This is a genomic window from Paenibacillus sp. 32O-W, assembly GCF_007679495.1.
GTDB lineage: Bacteria > Bacillota > Bacilli > Paenibacillales > NBRC-103111 > Paenibacillus_L > Paenibacillus_L residui.
The window spans coordinates 1-16519 of sequence record NZ_VEGP01000038.1 but is presented as its reverse complement, the minus strand read 5'-3'; the positions used below and the strand labels follow the sequence as shown (position 1 = coordinate 16519).

Genomic DNA, 16519 nt, shown 5'->3' with positions numbered 1-16519 from the left:
ACGATGAGCAAAAAATGGGAAGTCATTAAAAAGATTACGGACTCCGGCTTAGTCGTCGTTGTCCGGGCGGAAAATGCGGATGAAGCGAAAAAAATTACCGAGGCTTGTTTAAAAGGCGGCGCCGCGGCGATTGAAATTACCTATACCGTTCCGGGCGCTACTCAAGTGATTGAAGAACTGGCTAAAGAATTTAAGAGTGAAATCATTATTGGCGCGGGTACCGTGTTAGACTCCGAGACGGCTCGGATTGCGCTGCTTTCCGGGGCGGAATACGTAGTAAGCCCTTATCTCAGCGAAGAAGTCCTTAGACTGTGCAATCGTTACCAGGTGCCCTGTATGCCTGGCGCTATGACCGTCGAAGGTGTGGTACGAGCTATGGAGTTGGGGGCGGACATTATCAAGCTGTTCCCTGGGGAAGCCTTCGGGCCGAAAATGATCAAAGCGATCAAAGGTCCGCTGCCGCAAGCCAACATTATGCCGACAGGCGGTGTGAGCCTGGATAATGTCAGTGACTGGATCCAAGCAGGAGCCGTTGCTGTCGGTTCGGGAGGCAGCCTCACGGCCAGCTCCAAGACAGGAGATTATCAGACGATCACCAGCTTAGCCCGTCAGTTCGTGGAAAAAATTAAAGAGGCCAGATCATCCTAAGCTTGGCATCTAACTTTCCATCGTGCCCGATCGTTCGCTACATGTGAATGATCGGGCACTTTCTGCTCTGACATGGCTGTCTCAACAACAAAGAGCGAGGTTAGTGGGGTTTGCCCCAACTTACCTCGCTCTTTCTCTGTCCGGATTCAGTCACGCTAACGAATCTGAGAAACGCTATTGCCGCTTAATCGACACCATTTCGAATATAACGAAACACAGAATCGTTATCTGGGCAAATTATTGCTCGATGTCCTACTATTTTCGTGAATAACGATTTCCCGTTTCGTTAGAAAAAGTAGGGAGCTTCTTTGGGCCGAATAACGTTCCTGTGTTTCGTAAGGTGGAGCGTTCCACTCCTTTTGAGACGGTTTATTCCATTTCAATCATGACTTTCATGGCCTTGTCTTTCTGCTGATCGATAATGTCGTATGCTTCGGAATAGTCTCTGAATTTCACCCGATGGGTAATCAGAGTATCAAATTCAATCAAGCCTTCATTGACAAGCTCAATCGCTTTGATAAAATCTTCTTCTCTATACATGGCGCTGCCAAGCAATGATAATTCATGGTCCTGCACATATCCCATATTGACCGTTGCCAAATCGCCAAATACGCCGACAACGACGATCGTGCTGCCCTTGCGTGCATATTCGATCGCTTGATTGATCGTAACATTAATGCCGATGCACTCGAAGATATAATCGGCCCGATCCTTGCCGAAATTCGCTATGATCGACTCCAATATATTCTCGTTCTTGGCATCGATCGTTTTAATTCCGCATTTCTGCGCTACCTCCAAGCGGTACGGGCTTAGCTCCGAGATAAGGACATCCGCCGCTCCCATAGCTTTGGCCGTCTGAGCGACCAGATTGCCGATCGGGCCTCCGCCCAGCACTACAATCTTTTTCCCGGCAATATCGCCTGCGCGTCTTACAGCATGCACAGCAACCGCAAGCGGTTCGATCAACGCTCCATGCTCCCAGCTCATATCGGCCGGCAGTGCCAGTGCTTTGTCGGCATCCACTACAAAATATTCGCTCGCCATTCCCGTTGTCTGAAAGCCCATCACTTTAAGTTCTTCGCAATCATTATACAGCCCGTGGGTGCATGGATAACATTCTCCGCATACGACCTGAGGCTGGATCGTAACCTTATCGCCGACTTTAACATTCGTTACTTCAGAGCCCACTTCGACTACCTCAGCCGACACCTCATGCCCTTGAACGACCGGGTAACTCGTATAGGGATGCTTCCCATGATTGACATGAATATCCGAACCGCAAACTCCGATGCTTTTCATTTTAATTTTAATTTGGTTCGGTTTAACCTCTGGAACGGGCACATTGTTAAACTCTATTTTACCGGGTTCGGTCATAATGGCTTGGATCATTTTCGTTTCTCCTCTCTCCACTCCGGAATTCGTCTTATGATCTTCCAATATTAATAAGTAATGATAGCTTTCTTGGGAATCTGATGGTTGTTATACTTCTCAAAAGCCTCCACAATGTTTTCAAACTTGAAGTAATCCGAAATAAAATCCTTCAGGTTAAGCTTGCCTGCTCTTATCCATTCTAAAATCTGATCGTAGGCTTCCGCCTCCTCAAGCTTGGACGGCATTTGCTGAAAATTAATTTTCCAGTTATAGGGAGCCTTACTCCAATCGAGCTGCATTTGATTGTTTCTCGGGACACCATAACACAGAATTTCTCCCCGATCCGCAATCAATTCCATCGCATGATTCATAATATCCGTAGACCCGACCGCATCCAAAACATATTTAACGCCATCCGGATATAGCTTTCGGATCTCTTGAGTAACGTCACATTCCTTGCTGTTCAATGCAATCGTTGCCCCATTTTCCAGAAGAAGATTTTTCTTGGCTTCGCTTCTGGCAATTCCGATAATCGACTTGATTCCCATCAAGCTCATCAGCTTGATGAAAGTGACCGCCACAGGACCACTGCCGAACACTACGATATTATCGTTCTCTCCCACTCCGAAATATTTAATGTTGCTGAATACTTCCCGCAGGGTGACAAGCATCGCCGCATCTACCGGATCAATATCCTCGGGGACAATCTGCTGGGCATAGGCGACTTCGGGAACTTCTCCCTCCGGATAGGCCGCCTTATCGTTAACTACGCCATATTCGCTGAAGGCGCCCCAAGCCGAGCCTAATGAGCCGTAAAGCTCTTCGTCCGGATCATTAAACGGCAGCAATACAACATCTCCAACTTTGAAGCTCGTTACTTCAGAACCTACTTCAACCACCCGGCCTACCCCCTCATGCCCGAGCATGAGAGGGTATTTTTCCTTCGGAAATCCTTTGAAGCCGAATTTTATAAGGGTAGAATCCGTGCCGCAAATTCCGCAGCTTATCATTTTAACCAGCGCTTGTTTGGAGTTGTATTTCGGGACTGGTATTTCTTTAACTTGCAGCTGACCAGTAGAATCCACCACTAAGGTTTTCATCAAATCCAACCTTTCAAAATTCAAGATTAGTTAACGATTAAACCGTTTTTTCCGATTTGTTGGTAAGAATTTGCAGGAACACGGCAGCAATAATAATGAAACCTTTAATAATATCCTGCGGATACGACGGAACGGCCATCAGATTCATAATGTTTCCGATGATTCCCAGAATCAGTCCGCCCGCAACGGCTTTAACGACAAAGCCCTTACCCCCTGCAAGGCTTGCTCCCCCGATAACACAGGCAGCAATGGCATCGAGCTCTTGTCCCATTCCAACGGTCGCGCTACCGGTTGAAGATCTTGCCGCGATAAATACGCCCGCTAATGCGGCCAACGCAGCAGATACGGCATAAGTGGACATGACATATCTTTTGGTTCGGATACCGGCAAGCTGCACTGCCGTTTGGTTACTTCCGATAGCAATAACAATCCGGCCCCAAGCCGTATATTTTTGGACTAAAGCGCAAACAATGATCAATACAATCGCAATGATAATTATTGGAAACATGTAAGTTTTGCTAACAATCGTATCCAACGTTCCCGGCGCCAATTTAACCGGTTTGCCCTCGGTTATGACGAAGGAAACCCCTCTTGCTATAGTCATCGTCGCCAATGACGCCACAAAGCCTTGTATACCCGCATAGGCCACTAATGCGCCCGTGAAAATTCCGAATACCATTCCGATAAGTACAGCCAGCACCATGGCAGGAGCATAGTTCATTCCAAAATCACTGATCAAAATAGCAGAGACGGTTGCTCCGACGGCCATGACCGAACCGACGGACAAATCAATTCCGCCCGTCAGGATGACGAAAAGCATCCCAACCGCAACCAGAATGGGTCCTGCCTGTTGAAGAAGGATGTTACGTATATTCATAGATGTGAAGAAAGTATCTGAAAGTAATGCACTGATAATAATTAAAATGGCTAATATAATATACGTATTATTATCTATGATAAATTGCTTTAAATTAAATCTCTTTGCAGCACTAGTCATGATGTCCTATACCCCCATTGCCAGTTTGATAAGATTGTTTTCCGTCAGTTCCGATTTACCGACTTCTCCAACGACAGAGCCTTGCCGCATCACAAGGGCCCGGTCGCACAAGCCAATGATTTCAGCCATTTCCGAAGAGATGACAATCACGCCGACACCTTCTTCTGCAAGCTTGTTTATGATCTTGTAAATTTCGGTCTTCGCACCTACGTCAACACCTCGCGTAGGCTCATCAAAAACAACACATTTGCAGTCCGCGGATAACCATTTGGCCAGGGCAATCTTCTGCTGATTCCCCCCGCTTAGGCTGTTGGCATTATCCTCCATCGACCCGTACTTTGTGGCAATGCTGGCCAATAAGTCCTTTACATATGCTTTCTCTTTTTTATGGTTGATAATACCGGCTTTTTGTATTTTGAACATGGACGCTAGTGTTGTGTTTATCCTGATAGATTGCTCCAACAACAAGCCCTGTTTTTTTCTATCCTCGGGGAGAAGTCCAAATCCGTTATTAATGGCTTCTTTCGGATCTTTAAAGTTAACTTCTTTTCCAAAAAAGATGACTTTTCCTGATTTCTTCTTATCCGCTCCAAAAATAGCACGCATTGCTTCGGTTCTTCCTGATCCTACTAATCCGCTAAATCCTACCACTTCACCGCTTCTAACCGTAAAGCTTACATCTTTCACCATATCCCCTGCGTTCAAGTTTTCAACCCTAAGTATCTCTTCGCCTATTTCCGCGTTCCGTTCCGGGAACAATTGGGTAATCTCCCGGCCTACCATCATTTCGACCAATTCTTCCTTGTTGATAGATGAAGTAGGAACCGTGCCTACATATCCTCCATCCTTCAGTACGGTGATATGATCACTTATTTCTAACAACTCTTCAAGACGGTGGGAAATATAAATGATACTGACACCGTTTTCTTTCAGATTACGAATAATCGAAAGTAATTTTCGGGTCTCGGAGAAGGTTAACACAGCCGTCGGCTCATCAAAAACCAAGACCTTGGAGTTTCTCGCCAAACATTTGGCAATCTCAACGATTTGTTGATAAGCAACACTCAAGCTGCCTACCTTGGCCTCCGGGTCAATATCCTCGAAGCCCAGCTTCACTAATTGCTCCTTGGCCCTCTTTTTCAGGTCCTTCCAATTGATAAACATTCCGGACTCGGCCAGTCTGTCGATAAAAATGTTCTCCGCCACGGTTAAATCGGGCGCCAGCATGAATTCCTGGTAAATAACGGAGACTCCAAGACTAATCATGCTTTTGGGCGATGCAATTTTGGCTTCTTCCCCATCGATCAAAATCTGGCCAGTATCTTTCTGATAGGCACCGGCCAGAATTTTCATCAACGTGGATTTTCCTGCACCGTTTTCCCCTATTAGAGCATGGATTTCCCCCTTCTTGACTTTAAGGGAAACATCCGTCAGTGCTTTAACGCCGCCAAAATGTTTCGATATGTTATTCATTTGAATGATGTATTCATCCTGCATATTCTGGTCTCCCCTTTCTTTCACCAGCTATGATGAGGAAAAGTCCTATCGGAGTATTTCGTTCGATGTGCGACCGTGTCCAAGAAGAAAAAATCCTCCTCTTTCGTCAAAAGGAGGATTCTTCATAAGCTGACTTTTTAGTTTTTCACAATAAATTTGGCTTAGAAACCAAACTCGTAGTATTCGTCAACGTTTTCTTTCGTAACGGCAGCCGGCTCGGTTAATGTAATGTCATCGTAGCTCCACATATCTTTGCCATCTACCAGGATTTCTTTCGCAATTTTCACACCCAGTTGTGCAACTTTATATGGGCTGTTCTCACCAGTGGCAAAGTATTTTCCTTCTTTGATCAAATCATACGCTGCTTTGGCTCCGTCGGCTGCGGCAACAATGTCGACACCTTGGATACCGGCATTCTCAAGTGCTGTCATCGCGCCGAACAGCATTTGGTCGTTCTCACCCAATACCGTTGTCAAATCGCGGTTCGCAGTGATCAGATCCTCTGCAGCCGTAAGACCTTGTTCCTCAGTCCAAGCGCCCCAGCCTTGTCCAGCAACGGTGAACTTGGCTTCAGCATTGGTTGCCTTACCTTTGGAGAGCAATTCGCTATCGAAGGCTTCTGCCAATTCCCAAGCTTTCTCTTCCGAAACGCCGGTTTTTCCTTCAATAATTCCTGCGAAGAGACCTGTTCTTCTTTCGGCACCGGCTACGTTCCCCTTCGCACCGCTCAGAATGATCGCTTTGATTTCTTGATCACCTATTTTTTTCGCATATGCTAAACCAACCAATCGGCCGTTTTGCTTGTTGTCGGAATAAACCGTTGTAATGTCTTTAGCCCCTTCACCAACACCGCTGTCCAGGTTAATGACTCCGATTCCGGCTTCTGCAGCTTTGTTAATGCTAGGAACGGCCGCATCCGGCTCAACGCTGTCGAGGAAAATCAAATCCATTCCTTGAGCAATGAAGGTTTCCATATTTTCAGCTTCTTTGGAAGTGTTTCCGTTGGCATCCAGAACAGTGATGTCCCAGCCTTCTGCTTTAGCGCTTTCTTGAACCGCTTTAACCAGCGATACAAAGTATGGAGAATCCTGAGTCTTGATTGCAAAGCCAACCTTGATTTTCTTCCCGCCGGAGTCATTCCCGGAAGTATCCTTGGAAGAACTGCATCCAACCACCATCATGGCCACTACTAGTGTTAGGATTAGTGCAAATAAACCTTTTTTCTTCATGAATCTTTCCCCCTAAATACTTATGGTGTTGTTCAATACAAAGTATTGTTATGACATTACAATATTACATAGTTAGTATACAATAAGCTGTTAGCGGTTTCAACCTAAATATTTTATTAAATTTTGATCGTCATGGATTCAAAAGCGATAATTTCGGCAGCTCGTCCAAAGAATCGATGGCTGCATCGAAATGTTCGGCACTTCCAAAGCCGTATCTTGCATACACAAAGGGAATCCCCGCTTCCTTGGAAGCCGAAGCGTCCCCTGACGTATCGCCTACATAGATAGCATTCTTAAGAGAATTACGATCTATGATCAGGCGGATATTTTCTGCTTTGGATAAGCCCGTTCGTCCCGGATATTCAAAATCTTCAAAGTAACCTTCCAATCGGTTTCCTGCTATAAAGCTTTGTATATACCCCTCCTGACAATTACTTACTATAAAAAGCCGATAGCTTTTCTTAAGTTCATCCAGCGTTTCAACCAGCTTTGGAAAAAGAATTCCGCCATCTTTCTCAAGATAGGGACATTGATTTGCGCAGCTTTCCGTCATAATGGCGAGAGCTACTTCTTCCGGAGCGGATGGAAACAGTGTTCTTGCAATGATTTCCGTAGGCAATCCATACAAGCCTTTAAGTTTTTCGGCGGTTACCGGTTCTACAACCTTATATTTAGCTGCAACCTCCGACCAAATCTTGGCCCCTATATGAGTGGTGTCCCATAGAGTCCCATCCAGATCAAATATAATACCATCAACCATTTGAAGCCCCCTCTCTGATTTGTCCTGCAGCGTTACGCTTCTTAATTAAACAATGGTAAAACCGCCGTCGATAATCAAATCGGTTCCGGTTGCGAAGGAAGCTGAATCCGAAAGAAGATAAATGACGGCTCCCGCCAGCTCTTCCGGTTTACCCATACGTTTGATCGGGGTTAACTCCTTCCACAGATCCTGCCAATCCTGTCTGACGAAGGAGGTCAGCTCTGTAAAGATATAGCCCGGGCTGATGCTGTTCACTCTTATTCCTTTCTCCGCCCATTCGACGGCAAGGGATTTCGTTAATTGCACAACACCCGCTTTGGAAGTATTGTAAGATGCCTGCGCCTGCGGGTAGTTAACAATGGTGCCGGACATAGAAGCCGTGTTTACGATGGCTCCTTTCTTATTGCGGGCCATCAAATATCTTCCGAATGCCTGAGCTACGAAGAAAACACCGTTTAGATTTACATTAATGACTTTCAGCCATTCATCCGGAGTCAAATCAACGACCGGCTTCTGAATGACAATTCCTGCATTATTGAATAACAAATCGAGCTTACCCATCTCCGCATCTGCTTGTTCAATGGCAGCGGCAACCTCATCCGGTTTTGTTACATCCACTCCGATGGCGATCGCCCGGCAATTATAATCCCTTGCAATAGACTCAGCCGTAGCCTGCGCTTTCTCCGCCTGTTGGTCTAAGATGACAATGTCCGCGCCTACTCCCGCAATATGCTCGGCAACGGATTTCCCTATACCCTGCGCTCCTCCGGTAATAACAACTACCTTGCCTTCCAGCGAAAATAACTTTTTCAGAGTATCCATACTCCCAATCTCCTTAATCATAATATTGTATTGTAACGACATTAAAACCAATAATTTGGTTATCTGGCATGTCTTTCATCCAGTTTATCCAGTCTGCTTATAAAGATCAGATTTACTTTTCACTGTCGATTAAGATCTTCGCTTTTACAAGACCGGGGGTTTTGAACATTTTGAATGCATCGGCTATTTCACTTAAAGGAACTTTCTTGAAAATGAATGAATCATCCAGTTTAAACTCGCCGGTGTTAATATAATGGGCTGTCTGCTCCCACTCTTTGCCGGGGAATTCCGAGCTGTACGACATCCAGGAGCCCGTCAGGCTGAATTCCTTCCGGTTGAGATTTTCCCATTCCTCTACGCTAAAGGAAATTTCCTTGGTCGGGGTTCCGATTAAGCAGACTCCCCCTTTGTTAGCCACCAATTCGAAGGCCATTTTCATCGTAGCCGTATTTCCCGCCGTTTCGTAAACATAATCAAATCCTCGGCCGCCGGTGAACGATTTGGCCTGTTCAATAAAGCCTTCTTGCAGAGTATTAACGCACTCATCGGCCCCGAATTTTGTCGCAAGCGCCAATCGTTCATCGCTAATATCGAATACGACGACTTTGCTCGCTCCGAAGATCTTCGCCCATTGCATCGTGAATAAACCGATCGTACCCCCGCCTAGAATGGCTACCGTTCCCCCAGGCTTATAATCCAGGCGATTCAATCCATGTAATGCGACAGTAATCGGTTCGAAGAAGGCCCCATGCTCAAAGCTGATCGAATCGTCGAACTTCACGGCGTTTTTCTCCGGGACAACCACATACTCAGCAAAGCTGCCGAATTGTCTCGAACCTATAAAGCTGTAATGCTTGCAAAGGGAATAGTCGCCTTTCCGGCAATCTTCACATTCGAAGCATGGAATGAGCGGAACTCCGGCTACCTTATCTCCCACTTTCAAGCTTTGGACGCCTTCTCCGATTTCAGTAACGATACCTGAGAATTCATGTCCCAAAACATTGGGATAGTAATGGGACGCATCTCCATTTACCCTGGGGAGGTCGGAGCCGCATATTCCGGTATATTTTACTTTGATCAATACTTCTCCTGCCTTGGGAGAGGGAGTTGGAATCTCTTCATATCTCAAATCCTCTCTGGCGTGCAGCACTCCTGCTTTCATGGTGAATTCACTCCTCTTACTTTGCCAGAATCATCTGCTGAAAGTAGGCTTTACAGCTTCATAAAGCCCCAAATACCTTTCCATTGAACGTTGATAGACTTTATGGTTTTCCATGTCGGGTTCTTGAACTCTCGTTATTTTGACAGTTTCCCCGACTGCTTCTGCGAAATTGTCGTATAAGCCGACGCCTACCCCCGCCAACAGTGCAGCCCCAAGTGTAGTGGCGGTATCCGATGCAGGCACGCTTATTTTGCAGCCCGTAACGTCCGCGTAGATTTGTACCCACAATCGGCTATTTGCGGCTCCGCCCATCGCTCTGAAATCCAACTCGTGGATATTGACTCCGGCTTCCTCCGCTACCTTTAAATTATGCTGAACGGAGAAAACGACGCCTTCCATTGCGGCCCGCACCATATGTCCTTTGGTCTTATCGAAGCCGAGCCCATAGAATACCGCCTTGGCATCCGGGTTCCATATCGGGCAGCGTTCACCGGCCATATAAGGCAGGAAGGTAACCCCGTCCGAGCCCGGAGAAATTTCTTCTGCCAAAGCCGTTAACTCATCGAACGACTTGCCTTCTCCGAACTGTTGTTTAAACCATCGTAAAACTCCCCCGCCGCCAACGGTTCCGGCCTGAAGCAGCCATAAATCGGGAACGACATGGGGCCCGAAGATCAATTGGGGATGCGCGATCGGCTGATCCTCACAAATGCTGATTCCCCCTGCCTGTCCTCCTTGGATCTGGGTTTGCTTGGGCAGATACACACCGGCACCCAACGTTCCACAAGCTGCATCCAGTCCACCGGCGACAACCGGAGTACCCTCTGCCAGCGAAGTCAGTTCAGCCGCCTCTTTAGTGACTCTCCCAATAATATCGTGACATTGATAAATATCGGGCACTTTATCCAGGGATAACCCCATCGCGTTGGCCAGCTCTTCATCATAGGTACAGGTCTTCGTGTTATAGAAATGCAGCCCGTAGTTTTGACATTTATCCGATGACATGACACCGGTGAGCTTCATACCTATATAACTGTTGCTTTGCAGAAATTTATAGGTTTTATTATAAATTTCAGGCATTGTTTCCTTGAACCAGATTAATTTGGACGTGGTATAGGCAGGCAAGAATGCGTTGCCGGACACTTCAAAAATCTTGTCTGCGCCTATTTCATCTTCGACGCGGGCGGCAATTTCCTTCGAGCGTGTATCCATCCAAATCGGTGTATTGGACAAACAATTCCCGTCTTTATCTACGGGGATGGCCGACCAGCCTTGACCGGCAATGCCTATTCCGATGATTTGCGAGGATTGGATTTCGCCTTTAGCCAGGCAATCCTTGATTCCCAGGCAAACTCCCCTCCACCATTCCTCCGGATTCTGTTCAACCCAGCCTGCATCGGGATAGTAAATGTTGTATTCTTGATTGGACTGAGCCAGTACCTCGCCTTTTTTATTAAAGACAGCAATTTTGCATGCAGAGGTTCCTATATCAATTCCCAGTAGTAGGTTTTCCATCTCGATGGCCTCTTTCATCCTTCACTAATTAACTTTTCCGACACTGCCGCATATTTTCAGCTTATCCATTGCCATTTGCTTGACTTTGTCCCGACCCGCTGCAGTGAATTTTTTCGGATCGATAATATCCGGCGTTTCCGATAAAGCCTGTTTTACGCCTTCCGTAAAGGCAATTCTCAGCTCAGTGGCATAATTAACCTTGCGGATTCCCCTCTTAATACATTCCTGGATCGATTGTTCGGACAAACCGGACCCTCCATGCAGCACTAAGGGCAAATTTACCGCTTCGCGTATTTCGCTTAAACGTTCCAGATCCAGCTTGGGGACTCCCTTATATACCCCATGCGATGTCCCGATGGCCACAGCTAAGGATGTGACCTTGGTTCTTGCCACAAATTCCTTCGCTTCCGATGGTTCCGTCAATCCGCCATCTCCGCCGTCGATATCATCTTCCTTGCCGCCCACCTTGCCAAGCTCGGCTTCAACAGGGATTCTTGAGGGGGCACAGGCTTCCACAACTTTCCTCGACAGCTCGATATTATCCTCGAACGCTTCATGAGAGCCGTCGATCATAATCGATGTATACCCCGCTCTCAGTGCCTGCATTGCCAGTTCGAAGCTGTTTCCGTGATCCAAATGAAGGGCAATCGGAACGCCGGCACCATCCGCGGCCGCCTTCACCAGGGCGTGAAATATAGCAAAGTTCGCATATTGAACGGTTTTCGCAGAGGTTTGCAGGATAACAGGCGATTTTAATTCCTCCGCCGCTTCCACAACCGCTTGAACCATCTCCATATTTTCCACATTAAAGGCGGCTATCGCATAGCCTCCCTTATCGGCATCCTTAAACATTTGTTCCGTGGTAACTAATGGCATAATGTTTATCTTCCTCTCCTGTAAGCTGTTGCCATCCTGATGAATATTTTGTCCTATCTATCTTTCTTTATTTTGACATTTTGGCGAAGACATCTTTCAAGGCATAGTAGCAATCGTCAAAAAGCTCCTTGACCGGCTGATAAGCTGTAACCGCCTCCGGGTTGGGAGTATGCACATGATTTATTTCAAGGAAATTATGAATGACATTGAAATCTTTATACAAGCCTACCCCGACGCCGCCTGTTACGGCCGCCCCCATAGAGCCTGCTTCCTCCAGCACGTTCGGAACCATTACCTTCGCGTTGTAAATATCCGCCATCATTTGACGCCAGACCGCACCTTTGGCTCCGCCGCCAATGACAATCATCTCATCTATCTCCACTTGCTTGCGGAGAATTTCCAAAATAATAGAGAGATTCATCGTTACGCCCTCGAGAACGCTCCTCATCAGGTCTCCCCGTTCATTTTCCGACTTCAAGCCGATAAAAGCGCCTTTCGCCTCCGCATCCCATCTCGGAGCTCTTTCCCCGAGAAGATACGGCAGGAAAATGACCCCGTTCGAGCCGACAGGGGATTTTTCAATTTGCTCATTCATATAATCATAAGCGGATTTGCCATTCACTTCCGCTTCATGCATTTCAAACCGGCCGATTGTATTTTTCAACCAGTGATAAGCCCCGCCGGCTGTCTGCATGGTCCCGTTGGGTGCATACAATCCGGGAACGATATGCGCCCATGTAACCGTGCGCATTTCATCGTCGAAAATCGGTTTCTCCGAGGCGGTGGTAATCCAGGCCGATGTTCCTATGGAGCAATAGGTTTTGCCCGGGCTTATGGAACCCGCACCGACGCTTGCCGTTACGCCATCCCCGCCGCCGATAACAACCGGTGTTCCTTCGGCCAAGCCGGTAGCTTCCGCAGCCCTCCTGGTTACCCCTCCGGCTACGAAGGTTGAAGGCTTTAATTCCGGCAGCTTGTCCGGATCTATTCCGGCATATTCGATAATTTCATCGGACCACTTCAAATTCACCAAATCAAAGCATCCGTTGCTATTGCCGTCGGAATAATCCGTATAGAAATTCCCCGTCAGCCTGGCCACAATGAAATCCTTTGCATTTAATGTTTTATAGGTTTGCTCGTAGATTTCCGGTTGATTATCCCGGATCCACATCAGTTTCTGAATCCCGTAGGATGCCGTATTGCGATGCCCTACGATATGGTAAAAATCCTTTTGAGAAATGCGGCTTTCAATTTGTGCGACCTGTTTCTGAGCACGTTGGTCCGCCCAAATAATCGCCTTGCGCAAAGGGTCCCCATTCCTGTCTATACAGAGACAGCCCATCATCTGCCCGCTGAAACTGACAACGGCAATATCGGAAGGCTGGATACCCAATGAGCCAATTAATTTCTTGCTTGTCACACATACGGCATTCCACCAGTCCTCTGCATCCTGCTCTGCCCAGGTACCGTTGAAATAATCGGTATTATAGGAAGCGACATGGCTTCCTACCATTTTACCGTCTTCGGAAAATAAAGTGGCTTTGTTCCCCGACGTGCCTAAATCATGGGCTAATATATATTTTGTCATCCATTACACCTCAGATTCGATTCATAAGCCTCAGTCTGCAGCCATCCAGTGATCTGACTATTTCGCTTGATTAGTTTGATTTGCCGATATCGTTACCTCGAACCGGTTCCTGTCCCCGCGATATCTGGCCAAAGAATACTCTATCGGCACGTCGTACATATTGTAGCCAACCGAAATAAATTGCTGGATCGCCTGGCCTCTTCTGATATTCAGATGCTTAATATCATAATCCTGAGCATCTACGGCTTCTATTAAACGGCGAATTTTATAGATTTGGGTATCATCGTGCGACGCCAAGACAGGGTACAATGACTCCCTGGATAAATCATGATCCAGAACAAACCTGCATTTCTCATATGGCAGATAAGTCTTAACCATCACAATAGGCTCGTCGTCCGCAAACCGTTGGCGGTGGATATAAATGACCTTGTCCTTAGGCTGCAGATTGAGCTCATGGGCCACATATTCAGGCGCTTCAAGCACTTCGAAGTCAAGCAGCTCCGTATGGGGAGTTCTGCCCAATTGAGCAATTTGATCATTAAAGGAACCTAGAGCTTGAATGAAGCTTTGTTCAATTTTCGGCTTCGCCACAAATGTGCCTTTGCTTTTTACACGATATAACCAGCCCTCTTGAACCAGTTCGGTTATCGCTTGCCTGACGGTGGTGCGGCTGATTTGAAAAATATGGCTCAGTTCATTTTCCGTTGGAATCATGCTTCCAATCTTGTAGCGGCCCTCTTTAATTTCTGATAGAATCAGCTCTTTCAATTGGAAATATAATGGTATTGGGACAGATTTATCCAATTGCAAATTTCTCAATCTCATCATTCCCTCGTTTCCCGATAATAATTTAAGCCCTTTCGTAAAAGCCCAAGCCTGTTAAATTACCTTTATCAATGAGCAGTTTTTGATATTCGTTAGCGAAGATATGCTCTTTCACTTGACAGAGTCGTTTCGAACTTCTTATTATTTAATCATGCTATATCAATATTATATTGTTACTATATAGTAACATAGTTAAATTATCAATTCAATTTCGTAGTTGTCGTATTGAAAACCATTACATGATAGATGAATAAGTTCCCGATATAGCTATTATTGTGCATCAGCAGCTTTCATAAAGCAGTCGGCAATATGCAAGTTTCTGAAGGGACGTGATGCCGAATAAGAAGCCCGATTATTTATGGCCCTCCTTCCTCCAAGCTGTGTCAAGATTTGTAAGATACTTTAAATATACACTCAATTCCATTAATATTGGAGGCATTAATAATGAAATTTGGAACATATTTTGCTTATTGGGAGCAAAGCTGGGATACGGAATATCTTAAATACGTCAAGAAAGTGGCGGACCTCGGCTTTGATGTTCTGGAAGTGGGAGCTGCGGGGATCGTCAATATGTCCGACGACGATTTATATGCTCTCAAGGCAGAGGCGGAGAAATACAATATCACTTTAACGGCCGGTATCGGTCTTCCGAAGGAATATGATGTTTCTTCCCAGGATGAGAACGTTCGCCAGAACGGCATTGCCTTCATGAAAAAAATTTTGGATGCCCTTCATAAAGCCGGAATAAAGGCCATCGGCGGAACGATCTATTCCTACTGGCCGGTTGACTATTCCAAACCTATCGATAAACCTGCCGCTCGGGAACAAAGCATTAAGAGCATGCAGGAATTGGCGGACTATGCCGCTCAATATGACATCACCTTGTTAGTGGAAACTCTGAACCGATTCGAGCAATTTTTACTTAATGATGCGAAAGAAGCGGTTGAATATGTGAAGGCTGTTAATAAGAACAATGTTAAAGTCATGTTAGACAGCTTCCATATGAACATTGAAGAAGATTACATTGGCGACGCCATCCGATACACAGGCGACTATCTGGGGCATTTCCACATTGGCGAGTGCAATCGCAAAGTGCCCGGCAAGGGCCATATGCCTTGGGCGGAAATGGGTCAGGCCCTGCGGGACATCAACTATGACGGCTGTGTAGTCATGGAGCCTTTTGTCCGTCCGGGGGGAATTGTCGGGTCAGATATCAAGGTTTGGAGAGATCTCTCGGACAATGCCGATGAAGCGAAACTGGATGCCGATATTAAAGAAGCACTTGAATTTGTTAAAAAGGAATTTTTGAGATAATCACCATATGGGAGTAAACAAGGGGACTGACCGCCGGCTTCGGAGAGGACGGTCCCCTTGTGATTGAAATCCTTGTTGGATTATAGAAATTTAATCCAGTCATGGCCTTCCGGAAATTGAAGGCTTAGGGACGTTTTCAGCCACTCCTTTTCTTGCGGAAGCAGCGAGGGGAGGATCGTTCGAAAATCCCGGTAATCTTTATCCCGTACCTGCGATGACCCTGCTTTATAGAGAAGCTGTATCTCCGGCCTGATATAAGGGATGCCTTCGTCCGATTTCAGGAATAGATCGTCGAACGGTCTCTTTATCGATTTATTTCTTCCGTATACCCATGAATCCCCCTCCGTATCAACCAGCATCATTTGAAAAACAAACGGAGTATCACTGCTCTTGCTGACCCAAATATCCATGGTGGTGTATAAAAACTCCCGGTCCTCCCACAGCGAAAGCTTGCCTTTCTCAGCCTTATACAGCATCCAATTTGTTTGCGGAGATGCAAATCGAGTGCCCAGCCTCCGGCAATGCCCCACTGAATCCCCATTTTAGAATAGAGAGAATAGATTTCCGCTACAGATAAAGGCATCCAATTATTGAAATCGTTTCTCAATTCGCTTCCTCCTCCCCATAACTTTTAATCTAACATCGCCACTTTTGCCGTTGACTTTACCCTTAGGGTAAGGTGTACGGTTGATTTGATCAAATATTGATGCTTAAACCATGCAGACCCTATAAAATGTGATAGGATCTCGGAATAAACCGGGCGATTGAGGCTCAATTTGGGGTGCTTGAGTTAAAATTATCGATGTAAACGTGTT

At 46.2% G+C, this 16519-nt stretch carries 15 protein-coding genes; 2 read left to right on the top strand and 13 right to left on the bottom strand.

Annotated features, from left to right (window positions below):
• Positions 1-3: 3 nt before the first annotated feature.
• Complete coding sequence (locus FS806_RS15550; RefSeq protein WP_144938312.1) at positions 4-648, top strand: bifunctional 2-keto-4-hydroxyglutarate aldolase/2-keto-3-deoxy-6-phosphogluconate aldolase; 645 nt, start codon at positions 4-6, stop codon at positions 646-648.
• A 369-nt stretch (positions 649-1017) separates the two neighbouring features.
• Here FS806_RS15550 and FS806_RS15545 read toward each other — a convergent pair whose 3' ends face one another.
• The 12 genes from FS806_RS15545 to FS806_RS15490 form a co-directional block, all read right to left on the bottom strand.
• The gene (locus FS806_RS15545) at positions 1018-2037 is read right to left on the bottom strand and encodes a zinc-dependent alcohol dehydrogenase (protein ID WP_144938309.1); all 1020 of its coding nucleotides are present in this window, start codon (positions 2035-2037) and stop codon (positions 1018-1020) included.
• A gap of 50 nt (positions 2038-2087) precedes the next feature.
• Positions 2088-3119: a zinc-dependent alcohol dehydrogenase gene (locus FS806_RS15540; protein WP_144938306.1), complete on the bottom strand. Its 1032-nt coding sequence runs from the start codon at positions 3117-3119 to the stop codon at positions 2088-2090.
• Between the two features lie 37 nt (positions 3120-3156).
• Positions 3157-3996 (bottom strand): ABC transporter permease, encoded by an 840-nt coding sequence (locus FS806_RS15535; RefSeq protein ID WP_260982108.1) that lies wholly within the window; start codon positions 3994-3996, stop codon positions 3157-3159.
• A gap of 126 nt (positions 3997-4122) precedes the next feature.
• Positions 4123-5589, bottom strand: coding sequence for a sugar ABC transporter ATP-binding protein (locus FS806_RS15530; protein ID WP_260982110.1), 1467 nt, complete (start codon positions 5587-5589; stop codon positions 4123-4125).
• A gap of 185 nt (positions 5590-5774) precedes the next feature.
• Positions 5775-6842, bottom strand: coding sequence for a substrate-binding domain-containing protein (locus tag FS806_RS15525; RefSeq protein WP_144938298.1), 1068 nt, complete (start codon positions 6840-6842; stop codon positions 5775-5777).
• Positions 6843-6972: 130 nt separating this feature from the next.
• A complete protein-coding gene (locus tag FS806_RS15520) occupies positions 6973-7602 on the bottom strand; it encodes an HAD family hydrolase (protein ID WP_144938295.1) in 630 nt (209 codons plus the stop codon).
• Between the two features lie 45 nt (positions 7603-7647).
• On the bottom strand, positions 7648-8424 hold the full coding sequence (locus FS806_RS15515) for an SDR family oxidoreductase (RefSeq protein WP_144938292.1): 777 nt from the start codon (positions 8422-8424) through the stop codon (positions 7648-7650).
• A gap of 112 nt (positions 8425-8536) precedes the next feature.
• Positions 8537-9586: a galactitol-1-phosphate 5-dehydrogenase gene (locus tag FS806_RS15510; protein WP_144938289.1), complete on the bottom strand. Its 1050-nt coding sequence runs from the start codon at positions 9584-9586 to the stop codon at positions 8537-8539.
• Positions 9587-9616: 30 nt separating this feature from the next.
• Positions 9617-11101: a xylulokinase gene (locus FS806_RS15505; RefSeq protein WP_144938286.1), complete on the bottom strand. Its 1485-nt coding sequence runs from the start codon at positions 11099-11101 to the stop codon at positions 9617-9619.
• Between the two features lie 24 nt (positions 11102-11125).
• A complete protein-coding gene (fba, locus tag FS806_RS15500) occupies positions 11126-11977 on the bottom strand; it encodes a class II fructose-1,6-bisphosphate aldolase (protein WP_144938283.1) in 852 nt (283 codons plus the stop codon).
• Between the two features lie 67 nt (positions 11978-12044).
• Entirely contained in the window at positions 12045-13565 is a 1521-nt protein-coding gene (gene xylB / locus FS806_RS15495; protein WP_144938280.1) for a xylulokinase, read from the bottom strand.
• 57 nt (positions 13566-13622) lie between these two features.
• On the bottom strand, positions 13623-14393 hold the full coding sequence (locus FS806_RS15490; RefSeq protein WP_144938277.1) for a GntR family transcriptional regulator: 771 nt from the start codon (positions 14391-14393) through the stop codon (positions 13623-13625).
• Between the two features lie 441 nt (positions 14394-14834).
• On the opposite strand from FS806_RS15490, the gene FS806_RS15485 reads away from it, so the two are divergent.
• Positions 14835-15704, top strand: coding sequence for a D-psicose 3-epimerase (locus FS806_RS15485; protein WP_144938274.1), 870 nt, complete (start codon positions 14835-14837; stop codon positions 15702-15704).
• A gap of 80 nt (positions 15705-15784) precedes the next feature.
• Here FS806_RS15485 and FS806_RS15480 read toward each other — a convergent pair whose 3' ends face one another.
• Positions 15785-16180, bottom strand: a complete 396-nt coding sequence (locus FS806_RS15480; protein WP_313960594.1) for a hypothetical protein — start codon at positions 16178-16180, stop codon at positions 15785-15787.
• Positions 16181-16519: the final 339 nt, after the last annotated feature.

Bases quoted from the DNA above. Each gene is read 5' to 3' on its own strand.
- FS806_RS15530 (WP_260982110.1), bottom strand. From the start codon at position 5,589: ATGAATAACATATCGAAACATTTTGGCGGCGTTAAAGCACTGACGGAT.
- fba (WP_144938283.1), bottom strand. From the start codon at position 11,977: ATGCCATTAGTTACCACGGAACAAATGTTTAAGGATGCCGATAAGGGA.
- FS806_RS15505 (WP_144938286.1), bottom strand. From the start codon at position 11,101: ATGGAAAACCTACTACTGGGAATTGATATAGGAACCTCTGCATGCAAA.
- FS806_RS15480 (WP_313960594.1), bottom strand. From the start codon at position 16,180: ATGCTGTATAAGGCTGAGAAAGGCAAGCTTTCGCTGTGGGAGGACCGG.
- FS806_RS15525 (WP_144938298.1), bottom strand. From the start codon at position 6,842: ATGAAGAAAAAAGGTTTATTTGCACTAATCCTAACACTAGTAGTGGCC.
- FS806_RS15515 (WP_144938292.1), bottom strand. From the start codon at position 8,424: ATGGATACTCTGAAAAAGTTATTTTCGCTGGAAGGCAAGGTAGTTGTT.
- FS806_RS15520 (WP_144938295.1), bottom strand. From the start codon at position 7,602: ATGGTTGATGGTATTATATTTGATCTGGATGGGACTCTATGGGACACC.
- xylB (WP_144938280.1), bottom strand. From the start codon at position 13,565: ATGACAAAATATATATTAGCCCATGATTTAGGCACGTCGGGGAACAAA.
- FS806_RS15540 (WP_144938306.1), bottom strand. From the start codon at position 3,119: ATGAAAACCTTAGTGGTGGATTCTACTGGTCAGCTGCAAGTTAAAGAA.
- FS806_RS15535 (WP_260982108.1), bottom strand. From the start codon at position 3,996: ATGAATATACGTAACATCCTTCTTCAACAGGCAGGACCCATTCTGGTT.
- FS806_RS15550 (WP_144938312.1), top strand. From the start codon at position 4: ATGAGCAAAAAATGGGAAGTCATTAAAAAGATTACGGACTCCGGCTTA.
- FS806_RS15485 (WP_144938274.1), top strand. From the start codon at position 14,835: ATGAAATTTGGAACATATTTTGCTTATTGGGAGCAAAGCTGGGATACG.
- FS806_RS15490 (WP_144938277.1), bottom strand. From the start codon at position 14,393: ATGATGAGATTGAGAAATTTGCAATTGGATAAATCTGTCCCAATACCA.
- FS806_RS15510 (WP_144938289.1), bottom strand. From the start codon at position 9,586: ATGAAAGCAGGAGTGCTGCACGCCAGAGAGGATTTGAGATATGAAGAG.
- FS806_RS15545 (WP_144938309.1), bottom strand. From the start codon at position 2,037: ATGATCCAAGCCATTATGACCGAACCCGGTAAAATAGAGTTTAACAAT.